The following is a 10,628-nucleotide window of genomic DNA, read 5'->3' as shown; positions in this document are numbered from 1 at the left end:
CGACGGCGCTGCGCCCGGCTCTGTGGTTCGTGGCGGTGGAGCGGGGACGGGACATGGGCATCCTTCAGCACTCGAGGGCTGTGAACGGCCGTCACACTGGCAGGTGGTGACTGCCTTTCATCAGCCCTCGCGGCTGTCGCGTTGGCGTCCTGTCGCAAATGCGACAGCCCGTCCGGCGTCGTCCCCACCGCCTCGTGGGGCCGGGTCGCACGCCGTCGCGCGCTCCCTCTCCGGCGTCCCGGGCCTACGGCTCGATCCAGCCAAGACGGGCGGCCTGCCAGCCCAGTTGGAGGCGTGTCTGCACCCCTGCCAGAGCGATGAGGCGCTGTACGCGCCGCTGAACCGTGCGCATGCTCACGCCCCACTGCGAGGCGATGGCCTGGTCGGTGCAGCCCGTCAGCAGCAGCGACAGCAGTCGCCGGTCGGACGCCGACAGCGGCCCTTCCGGCACGGCTGCCAGGGCCGCGGGCACCGGCAGGGCCGTCTCCCAGATCCGGTCGAAGAGCCAGTTGAGGGCCTCCAGGATGATGCCGGTGCGCACCACGAGCCCGACCGGCGCCCCCGGCGCCTGCCGGCGAGGGAGCGCCAGGGCGATCCGCCGGTCGGCGATGACCAGCTTCAGCGGGACCTCCGGCGTGACGCGCATCTCCTCGCCCAGGGCGGCCCACTCCTCCAGCAGCAACGGGTTGTCCGCGCTGTCGAGTTCGAGCGTGGCCCGCTCGTACGCCGCCCGGTAGCGCACCCCGGCCCGCAGCGCGTCCCGTTGCCCGGTGTTGTCCGAGGCGGTCACCACCACGGCCGGGCCGGCGACCAGGCTGGACACCTCCTTGGCGCCGCGCTGGATCTGGCGGTAGCGGTCCGCTATGGCGGCGGCCCCTTCCAGGGCCTCCACCGGCTCGGCGCCCGAGCCGCCCTGTCCGTGTGCGCGGTGCTCGGCGGCGAGGCGTTCGACGGCGAGCTGCACCCGGCGCACCTCGTCCATACGTTGAAGCACCATCAGGTTCAACGTGACGTCGGGCGGCGCCGCGTGGTAGCCGCCGGGCCGGCCCGGGCGCCGGGTCACCAGCCCCTCCGCCTCCAGCCGGGCGAGTGCCGGGACCACCTTGTCGGCGGCGATCCCGGTGCGGGCCGCCACGGCCGTCGCGTCGGCTGCCGGAGCTCTGAGCAGGCAGACGTAGACCTGCTCCTGCACGGCGTCGAGTCCCAGACTTTCGAGCATCGCCCCGCCTCCTCGTGACCCGCCCTGCCCGGTGCTCGCACCGAGGGGCATGACGGCTCGCCCCCTCGCACGCCGGCATCCGGCGGTCCTGTGTACGGCGGGCTCCGTCCGGGACACTGCCAGAGGCGGATCCGGCGGAAACTCCGGAACGCGCGGCGGGTTCCCGCCAGGCCGGTTTCCGCCAGACCTCCGGCGCCGGCTCCCGTGACGGCTCGCGTCCGGGCGGGTGGCCGCCTCGGCCGGAACGGCGTGGGCCACTAGTCGCGATCTATCGCGTTTCGCTAGGCTGGTGCCGTGGACCTCGACAAGCATGATTCAGCGGCCTCCGGCCGCGGGCAGCCCCAGAAGCCGGCCGTCCCGCTGGACCCGGGCGGCGCCATCCGTGCCTCCGACGCCGACCGCGACCGGATCGCGGACATCCTCCGCGACGCCCTGGCCGAGGGCCGGCTGGACGCCGAGGAGCATTCGGAGCGCATCGACGCGGTCTACCGGGCCAAGACCGTGGGCGAGCTGGAACCGATCGTGCGGGACCTGCCCGTCGCCGGCCGGCGGCCCGACGCGGCCGCCGCTCACGTCTACGACGACTCGGAGGACCCGGGCGGCCCGGCCGAGAACCTCGTCGCCGTCTTCTCCAGCTCGACCCGCAAGGGCCGTTGGCGCGTGGGCCGCAGGACGAACGCCTTCTCGCTCTTCGGCAACATCGAGATCGACCTCACGGAGGCGCTCTACGGACAGCGCCTGTCGGTGATCAACGCGACCTCGATCTTCGGCAACGTCGAGGTGCGCGTCCCCGAGAACATCTCCCTGCGCGGCAGCGGGACCGGCATCTTCGGGAACTTCGAGGTCGTGACGCTGGAGGCCGCCGATCCCGAGGCGCCGGTGGTCGTCGTCAACGGCTACACGATTTTCGGCAACGTCGAGGCTAAGCCGAAGCGCGGCCGGCGGATCTCCGACCTCCACGACCGGCTCCGCAAGCACCTGCACTGACGGGGCCGCGCACGACGGCCGGGCGCGGCCCGGCGCCGGGGGTGCTTTCGCGCCTCACGCGCCGATCCGCAATTCCGTGCGTCGGAACTCAGTGCCACTCAGTGCATAGGCGTGCGCACAGCGGGTAGGGACTGCTGCATCGTCTCTCGCTCGCGAATCCCGTCGTCAGGAGTAGACCGTGCTGCAACTGCCGCATCAGTCCCTGCAGGTGGCCGCCGTGCCGCACCAGCGCATTCCTGCCCGGGAGGACCAGGCAGGTCCCTGGCACGCGGAGGCGGTGTGCCGCCGGGACGAGGCGGGACTGTTCTTCGCGCCCTCCAAGGAGCCGACGGCCGAGCGGCTGTCGCGTGAGGAGGCGGCGAAGAGGGTCTGCGCCCGCTGCCCGGTGATGGTGGAGTGCCGGGAGCACGCACTGCTCCAGCCCGAGCCGTACGGCGTGTGGGGCGGCCTCACCGCGGCGGAGCGCCGCGTGGTGCTGGCCCGGCGCAGGCGCCGCGACGTCGAGGTGAAGAAGTCGGCCTCAGCGGCCTGACCTGGAAGACGGCACGGAAACGGGGCGCCCCCGCACATAGGGCGCCCCTTCCGTTTGCTGCTCCGCGCCCGGGCCGGCGCTGCCGGCGCGAGGACTACTGCGCGCGGTCGAAGTCGATCTGGCTGTATGCCCGGAGCTTCGACAGCCGGTGGGTGGAGTCGATCTGCCGAATGGTGCCCGACTTGGAACGCATCACCAGGGACTGGGTGATCGCGGTCTCCGCGCGGTAGCGGACGCCGCGCAGCAGCTCGCCGTCCGTGATGCCGGTGGCGACGAAGAAGACGTTCTCGCCGGAGACCAGGTCGTGGGTGCTCAGGACGCGGTCCAGGTCGTGGCCCGCGTCGATCGCGCGCCGGCGCTCGTCGTCGTCCTTCGGCCACAGCTTGCCCTGGATCACGCCGCCCAGGCACTTGATGGCACACGCCGAGATGATGCCCTCGGGCGTACCGCCGATGCCCAGCAGCAGGTCGACGCCGGTGCCCTCCTTGACGGCCATGATCGAACCGGCGACGTCGCCGTCCGAGATGAACTTGATCCGCGCGCCGGTCTCGCGGATCTCCCTGACGATCCCCTCGTGCCGGGGACGGTCGAGGATGACGACCGTGACGTCCTCGGGCGAGGAGTGCTTCGCCTTGGCGACCCGCCGGATGTTGACGGACACGGGGGCGTTGATGTCGACGTAGTCGGCGGCCTCGGGGCCGGTGACCAGCTTGTCCATGTAGAAGACGGCGGACGGGTCGAACATGGTGCCGCGGTCGGCGGCGGCGAGGACGGCGATGGCGTTGGGCATGCCCTTGGCCGTCAGTGTGGTGCCGTCGATCGGGTCGACGGCGATGTCGCATTCGGCGCCGGTCCCGTCGCCGATCCGCTCGCCGTTGAACAGCATCGGCGCCTCGTCCTTCTCGCCTTCTCCGATGACGACGACGCCGTTCATCGAGACGGTGGAGACGAGGGTCCGCATGGCCTTGACCGCGGCGCCGTCGGCGCCGTTCTTCTCACCACGCCCGACCCAGCGGCCGGCGGCCATGGCGGCGGCCTCGGTGACCCGGACGAGCTCCAGGGCGAGGTTGCGGTCGGGGGCCTCGGGGGAGACCTCGAGCTGGGACGGCAGATGATTCTCGGTCATCGGAGCGCACCTTTCTGTACGACGACGGCCGTAAATAAAGAGGGTGGTGCGACTCTATCGGTACGTCGACATATTGAGCAGAGGGGCCCACGGATGAGCAGACCTGCCGGATGCGAACATGGTGGACGTGGCAGGTATGCGAGGCAAGCAGACGATCCGGGGCATGTTCCAGTCCATGGCGGTGATCGGTGTCGTCGTGGCGGGCATCTACATGCTCGTTCCCCACGACGAGAACGCCGACCCGATCAGGACGGTCGACTACCGCGTCGAACTGGTGACGGCACAGCGCGCGGCCCCGTACCCGGTGGCGGCGCCCGACGGGCTGGACAAGGGGTGGCGCGCCACCTCGGTGACGTTCGAGCGGGACAAGGCCCACGCCTGGCACCTCGGCTTCCTCGACCCCCGGGACCAGTATGTGGCTGTGGAGCAGTCCACGGCCCGGCCCGCCGACAAGTACATCCGTGAGGTCACGCACGAGGCCGTCAAGACGGAGCGGACCCAGCAGGTGGCCGGACGGACCTGGCAGTTCTGGGACGGTCCGAAGTACGACGCCCTGGTGCTGACCGACGACCGCGCGACGACCGTTGTCACCGGCACGGCGGGGCCCGAGCGGCTCGCCGAGATGGCCGCGGCCCTCAAGGCCGGGGAGCCCGCCGGCACGGCGTCGCCCACCCCGTCGGCCAAGCCCTCCGCCGGCTCCTGACACCTGGGAACCCGCGCCGCGGGCCCGTCCCGTACGGCGAAGGCCGCCGCACCCGTGTGGGTGCGGCGGCCGTCGTGTGCGTGCGGGGCCCGCGTGTGCCGCTGCGGGCCCGTGGGACGCGTCGCTCAGACGGTGGTGACGACGTCCTCGTACGACAGGCGCGGGGAGCGCGGGAACCAGGCGTCGTCACCCGGCTTGCCGATGTTCACGACCATCAGCGGGGTGTGGTCGTCGTCCAGGAACTCCTTCTGGATGCCGGCGGCGTCGTAGCCCGTCATCGGGCCGGCGGCCAGGCCGGCGGCGCGGACGCCGACGATGAAGTACGCGGCCTGGAGGGCGGCGTTCAGACCGGCCGCCTGCTCACGGACCGGGCGCTCGCTGAAGAACATGTCCTTGGCCTGCGGGAAGTGCGGCAGCAGCGACGGAAGCTCCTCGTGGAACTCGTTGTCGGCCGCCAGGATCGCGACCAGCGGGGCGGAAGCGGTCTTCGCCTGGTTGCCCTCCGCCATGTGGCCGACGAGGCGCTCACGGGCCTCGGCGGAGCGGACCAGCACTACGCGCAGCGGGCTCTGGTTGAAGGCGGTCGGGCCGAACTTGACCAGGTCGTAGATCGCCTGGACCTGCTCCTCGGTCACCGGCTCGTCGGTGAACGCGTTGGCCGTACGGGCCTCACGGAAGAGGAGGTCCTGGGCGACGGGGTCAAGAACGAGGGACATGGGGCGTACCTTCCGCGTGCGTGAAAAAGCCTTACGGGGGCTGCCAACCGCGCCGGGTTGAATTAAATTTCAACTACATGCGGAATGTGACCGTCCTCACACTGACTCATCCGCGGGCGGTCCTTCCGCCTCGGCCCGGCCGGCCCTGCGTCCGCCACCCGCCGAGGGTGGCCCGGCATCCGCCTCCGCCGTCCCGCGCCGCCTCGGCGGCCGCTCACACCCGCCGCCGCGCCGCTTACCCCGACCCGCGCCCGCCTCCGACGGCGCGCCCCAGCGGCCCCTCGTCCGCCCGCGGCCCGGGCGGCCCTGTCTCGGTCTCTCGGCGAAGCCGCCGCGCCGAGAGCGGCCGTGCGTCCGTCTCCCTGTGGCGCCGGCACGCTGACGGCGGCCCTGCGTCGGTCTCCGCCGTCCCATGCCGCCTCGGCGGCCGCTCACCCGCGCGCGGTCCGGCAGCCCTGCGTCCGTCTCCCCGGCGAAGCCGAAACGCGCCGAGGGCGCATGCGCGTCCGCCCACGCGCCGACGGCGGCCCCGCGTCCGTCTCCCGGTGGCGCTCACGCGCCCAGGGCGGCCCCGTGTCGGTCTCCCCGGCACGCACACGCACCGCCGGCGGCGCGTGTGCTCACCCGCCGTCGGCCGTCCCGTCCTCCTCCGGCTTCGCCAGCGCCGCGTCCAGGCGCGCCCGCGCGCCTTCGAGCCAGTGACGGCACACCTTCGCCAGCTCCTCGCCGCGCTCCCACAGCGCCAGCGACTCCTCGAGCGTGGTGCCGCCGGCCTCCAGCCGGCGCACGACCTCGATCAGCTCGTCACGGGCCTGCTCGTAACCGAGCGCGGCCTCTTCCGTCTTGGCAGCCATGCGATCCACCCTATGTATGAGTTACGACAACAGAACCGGCGCACACCGCGGGCGTCACTCGCCGACCCGCACCGGGAACTCGCCCTCCGCGACGCGCGCCCGCAGCGGTTCCTCAGGGGTTACCTCGTCCGGCGAGCGCACCACCGCCCCGTCGGCGCGCTGGAGCACCGCGTAACCCCGCTCCAGCGTCGCGGCGGGCGACAGCGAGACGACCCGCGCCCGGGTGTGGGACAGCTCCGAGTCCGCGCGGTCCAGCAGATGGCCAAGGACGCGTCGGCTCCGGGCGACCAGGGCGTCGACCTCGGCCGCACGCTCGTCCACCATCCGCTGCGGATGCTCCATGCACGGCCTGGCCAGCGCGTGCGCGAGACCGCGCTCCTCCCTGTCCAGCAGCCCCTGCACGGTCCGCAGCGCCCGGTCCCGCAGCTGCCGCACCCGGACCAGCTCCTCGCCCACGTCCGGGACGACCTTCTTCGCCGCGTCGGTCGGCGTGGAGGCGCGCAGGTCGGCGACCAGGTCGAGCAGCGGTGAGTCGGGCTCGTGACCGATCGCCGACACGACCGGCGTCGAGCACGCCGCCACCGCGCGCACCAACTGCTCGTCGGAGAACGGCAGCAGGTCCTCCACGCTGCCCCCGCCGCGCGCCACGATGATCACGTCCACGTCGTCCAGCGCGTCCAGCTCCTTCACCGCCTGGACCACCTGCGCCACGGCGTGCACTCCCTGCACGGCCACGTTGCGCACCTCGAAGCGGACGTGCGGCCAGCGCCTGCGCGCGTTCTCCAGCACGTCCCGCTCGGCGGCGGACGCCCGGCCGCAGACCAGCCCCACCCGGTGCGGCAGGAACGGCAGGGCCTTCTTGCGGTCCGGCGCGAACAGCCCCTCCGCGCCGAGCGACCGCTTCAACTGCTCCAGCCTGGCCAGCAGTTCACCGATACCGATCGGCCTTATCTCGACCGCCCGCAGCGACAGCTGCCCCCTCGGCGCGTACCACTCCGGCTTGGCGTGCACGACGACCCGGGCGCCCTCGGCCACCACGTCGGCGACGGCGTCGAAGACCTGCCGGAAGCAGGTGACGCCCACCGAGATGTCGTACGACGGGTCGCGCAGCGTCAGGAAGACGACACCGGCGCCCGGACGCCGCGACAGCTGGGTGATCTGTCCCTCCACCCAGACCGCCCCGAGCCGGTCGATCCAGCCGCCGATGAGCCGTGACACCTCGCCGACCGGCAGAGGGGATTCCGCGGACGTGTCGATAGCCATGCGCCGAGCGTAACGGCCGCGTCGGACAACTCCGGCGCCCCGGACCGGACCATCGGGCTCCTGCTCCTGCGCCGGGGGCGCCGCGCCCGGGCCCTAGCGCTGCCCGCCGGACAGCGTTTCGCGCCGCCGCCGCTGCAACGCCAGCACGACCAGCCCGATCGCCAGCCACACGACGCCCACGACCTGCGCCGACGCCGCCGCCTCCACGATCACCGCGATCAGCACGCCCGCGCCCAGCACCGGCACCAGCAGATGCCGCAGCCGGTCCGGGGAGCCGTCCTGCCGCCGGACCACGAACCAGCCCACCACGCTCGCGTGCAGCAGCACGAACGCGGTGAGCGCGCCGACGTCCACCACCGACACCAGGTGGTCCAGGCCGTCGTCCCGCCGCGCCGCCCACACCGCCGCGATCATCGTCACCGTCGCGGCGACCAGCAGCGCCGGCCGCGGCACGCCCGAGTCCGTACGCGCGAGCACCCGAGGGAGCCGCCGGTCGCGCGCCATCGCGAACAGCAGCCGCCCGCCCGCCGCCTGCCCGGCGAGCGCCGCGAACGCGGCACCGACCGCCTTGCTCACCGCCACCAGGTCGTGCAGCCAGGTGCCCACCGACGCGTCCACCGCGTCGTAGAAGGCCGATCCCTGCCGTGCGGGCTCCGCGGCCAGCTGCGCGGAGGGCACCGTTTCGAGCAGCGCCACCAGATACGTCTGGGCGACGAACAGCGCACCCGCGAGCGCCAGGCAGAACAGGACCGCCCGCGCCACCTTCCGGGAGCCTCCGGTCACCTCCTCCGCGAACGACGCGATCGCGTCGAAGCCGAGGAACGACAGGACCGCCACGGACACCGCCCCGAGCACCGCCGCCACGGAGAAGCCGCTGTCACCGGTCAGCGGCGTCAGCCAGCCGCGCTGCGCCCCGTTCCGCGCGAGCACCGTGACCGCCGACAGCACGAAGACCAGCAGCACCAGGATCTCCGCCGCGAGCACCGCGAAGCCGACCCGCGCGGCCGCCCGGACGCCCCACAGGTTCAGCAGCGTCGTCACCACGACGGCGATCGCCGTCCATACCCACCGGTCGACTTGCGGGACGAGTGCCTCCATCGCGATGCCGGAGAACAGGTAGGCGACGGCCGGGATCAGCAGGTAGTCGAGCATCGCCATCCAGCCGGCGACGAACCCCGGCCCTTCGCCGAGGCCCTTGCGGGCGTAGGTGAACACCGAACCGGCCTGCGGTGCGACCCGTACCATCTGCGCGTAGCTCACGGCGGTGAAGGCCATGGCGAGGGTGGCGACGGCGTAGACGAGGGCGACCGCGCCGCCCGACTTGGCGTCGAGGGTGCCGAACACGCCGACGGGCGCCATGGGCGCGATGAACAGGAGCCCGTAGACGACCAGGTCGCGGAACCCGAGTGTGCGCCGCAGCTCGCTGCCGCCGGGCACCTTTCCGGGGCGGGGCTCCTGGGTGGTGGCTCGTCTCATGGGTCCTCTCCCGCTCGGCCGGCGTTCTTGTTCCTCCCCGCTGTCATCGGCAGCGCGGTGCCGGTGGAGAAGCCCCCGACGGCAGGGGCGTCGCGTCGGTCGTGTTCCTGACCGGCTTCCCGTGCGCCGTACGAGAAGCCGGTCACCCGCAGCCTTCGAGCACGACCGGAGCCCCGGCCGCACCCGCGTCACGGCCGGGGATCAAGAACACCCTTCACGCGCCGGAGGAGGGGGTCTCCTTGAGCTCGTCGACGACCTGGCGGAGGGTGACGGCCTCGGTGTAGAGGACGGTGCCGGGCTTGATGAGGCCGGAGTCGCCGCCGTCGGGGCGGACCTGGATCGTGCGCTCGCCGAGGTAGGTGAAGGTCTTGGCGTCGAAGATCCATTCGGTGCGGACGCCTGACGTCTCGTCCAGGCGCGCGACGGCAACCCCGCGGCGGCCGATCGCGTCGGCGGCGTCCTCGACGTGGACGACGCCGGGGATCTTGGCGGCTGCCTTGTACAGGGCGGTGTTCAGCTCGGCGGGCGGCAGCGACTCGTGCAGCAGGTCGCCGATGGTGGTGAAGGCCTGCTGGTCGGGGCTGTTGCCCATGCCCTTGGTCTCCTTGTAGATCTTCGCCAGGAGAGTGTCGGGGTCGGTGGGCAGGGTTGCGAGGTAGTCGTAGGTGGGCGCGTTGAGGCGGGCCGGTTCGCTCTCGCCGTTCTCGTTGGTCCGGTCGAGCTTCTCGCCGCCGGGCGGGGAGACGGCCGGGTCGATCAGCCAGCCCTTGGTGCCGTCGGTGGAGTTCCACACCTGGCGGCGGTGGATCCCGTCGCTGGCGAGAGTCGTCTTGTCGCCGACCGTCTTCTCGTAGGTGGTGGCGACCTTGCTCTCGACGTACACGTACTGGCCCGCCCGGACCTCGACCTGCGGGCTCTCGGCGGAGGCGAGGGAGATCCGGTCCAGGAGCTGCGGGACGCCCGCGCTCGTGCCCGCACCGACCGTGGCGGTGAGCGCCGGCCCGGCGGCCGATCCGTCGCCGGCCTCGCCGCCTGCGGTGAAGGTGAGGACGCCAGCGGCCACGAGGGCCAGCGAGCACGCGGCGACGGGAAGAACGATCAGAGGGCGCAGAAGCCTGCGGCGCACCGGCGCCGTGGACGGGGGAGCGGCGGAGGTGGCGGTCGTGGATCGGGCGTCCTGCTGGATGAAGGTCATGAGAGCTTCCTTGTGAAAGGCATGGCGGCCCGCGGGGAGGTCGGCTTCCTCGGGGGAGAGCAGGTGCTCGCTCTCGAGCCATTCATCAGGCGTGAGGCGGGAGTGACTCGGACGGGACTGACGCATGTTCACCGGGTTCCTTCCTGTGCGGGCCGGGCCGCGATCGTGCGGTCCCCTCTTGTCTGTCGATTCACCGGCCGGGGTTCCCGAAAGGCGTCGGGGAGTTGTGCGTCGGCGAGTTTCCGCAGCTTCTTGCGGGCCCGGGAGAGCCGGGAGCGCACCGTGCCCACCGGGACGCCGAGGACCTGTGCCGCGGTGGCGTAGTCCAGGCCCTGCCACAGGCACAGGCTCAGCACTTCCCGTTCGGTGCGCCGCAGTTCGGCGAGTGCGCTCGCGGTGGCGGCCAGGCGGTGACGGTCGTCCAGGCGGCCGGCGACTTCCTCGGCGTGATCGGCCACCGCCGCCTCTTGCCCGGCGCCCGTGGCGTGGGCGGCCGCGGCGGCGGCCGCCTTGTAACGCCGGTTGCCGCGCGACTGTGCGCGCACGAGGTTGGTGGC

At 72.6% G+C, this 10,628-nt stretch carries 11 protein-coding genes; 3 read left to right on the top strand and 8 right to left on the bottom strand.

Annotated elements, in window-relative coordinates:
• Window positions 1-244: 244 nt before the first annotated feature.
• Window positions 245-1,219, bottom strand: coding sequence for a helix-turn-helix domain-containing protein (locus ACWGH4_RS22195; RefSeq protein WP_453463512.1), 975 nt, complete (start codon window positions 1,217-1,219; stop codon window positions 245-247).
• Window positions 1,220-1,513: 294 nt separating this feature from the next.
• Between ACWGH4_RS22195 and ACWGH4_RS22190 the strand changes: the two genes are divergently transcribed.
• Together ACWGH4_RS22190 and ACWGH4_RS22185 are read left to right on the top strand one after the other, a co-directional pair.
• The gene (locus ACWGH4_RS22190) at window positions 1,514-2,206 is read left to right on the top strand and encodes a DUF1707 SHOCT-like domain-containing protein (RefSeq protein WP_453463509.1); all 693 of its coding nucleotides are present in this window, start codon (window positions 1,514-1,516) and stop codon (window positions 2,204-2,206) included.
• 178 nt (window positions 2,207-2,384) lie between these two features.
• The gene (locus tag ACWGH4_RS22185) at window positions 2,385-2,738 is read left to right on the top strand and encodes a WhiB family transcriptional regulator (protein WP_159687804.1); all 354 of its coding nucleotides are present in this window, start codon (window positions 2,385-2,387) and stop codon (window positions 2,736-2,738) included.
• 94 nt (window positions 2,739-2,832) lie between these two features.
• Here the strand turns inward: ACWGH4_RS22185 and glpX are convergent, their stop codons facing one another.
• Window positions 2,833-3,864 carry a class II fructose-bisphosphatase gene (gene glpX, locus ACWGH4_RS22180; RefSeq protein WP_453463506.1) on the bottom strand — a complete coding sequence of 344 codons (1,032 nt, stop codon included), beginning with the start codon at window positions 3,862-3,864 and terminating at the stop codon, window positions 2,833-2,835.
• A gap of 136 nt (window positions 3,865-4,000) precedes the next feature.
• Here glpX and ACWGH4_RS22175 point away from each other — a divergent pair, with 136 nt between their 5' ends.
• Entirely contained in the window at window positions 4,001-4,567 is a 567-nt protein-coding gene (locus ACWGH4_RS22175) for a DUF4245 domain-containing protein (RefSeq protein ID WP_453463515.1), read from the top strand.
• A 125-nt stretch (window positions 4,568-4,692) separates the two neighbouring features.
• Here the strand turns inward: ACWGH4_RS22175 and ACWGH4_RS22170 are convergent, their stop codons facing one another.
• The 6 genes from ACWGH4_RS22170 to ACWGH4_RS22145 form a co-directional block, all read right to left on the bottom strand.
• Entirely contained in the window at window positions 4,693-5,283 is a 591-nt protein-coding gene (locus tag ACWGH4_RS22170; RefSeq protein WP_453463503.1) for a malonic semialdehyde reductase, read from the bottom strand.
• Window positions 5,284-5,903: 620 nt separating this feature from the next.
• Window positions 5,904-6,137, bottom strand: coding sequence for an exodeoxyribonuclease VII small subunit (locus ACWGH4_RS22165; RefSeq protein WP_453463501.1), 234 nt, complete (start codon window positions 6,135-6,137; stop codon window positions 5,904-5,906).
• A gap of 54 nt (window positions 6,138-6,191) precedes the next feature.
• Entirely contained in the window at window positions 6,192-7,400 is a 1,209-nt protein-coding gene (gene xseA / locus ACWGH4_RS22160; RefSeq protein ID WP_453463498.1) for an exodeoxyribonuclease VII large subunit, read from the bottom strand.
• 93 nt (window positions 7,401-7,493) lie between these two features.
• Entirely contained in the window at window positions 7,494-8,876 is a 1,383-nt protein-coding gene (locus ACWGH4_RS22155) for an APC family permease (protein ID WP_453463495.1), read from the bottom strand.
• A gap of 214 nt (window positions 8,877-9,090) precedes the next feature.
• Window positions 9,091-10,197, bottom strand: coding sequence for a CU044_5270 family protein (locus ACWGH4_RS22150; protein ID WP_453463493.1), 1,107 nt, complete (start codon window positions 10,195-10,197; stop codon window positions 9,091-9,093).
• A 2-nt stretch (window positions 10,198-10,199) separates the two neighbouring features.
• On the bottom strand, window positions 10,200-10,628 hold a 429-nt coding region (locus tag ACWGH4_RS22145; RefSeq protein ID WP_453463490.1), incomplete at its 5' end, for an RNA polymerase sigma factor.

This window comes from Streptomyces sp. NPDC054847 (assembly GCF_053610925.1).
This window is presented reverse-complemented; position numbering and strand designations above follow the sequence as displayed.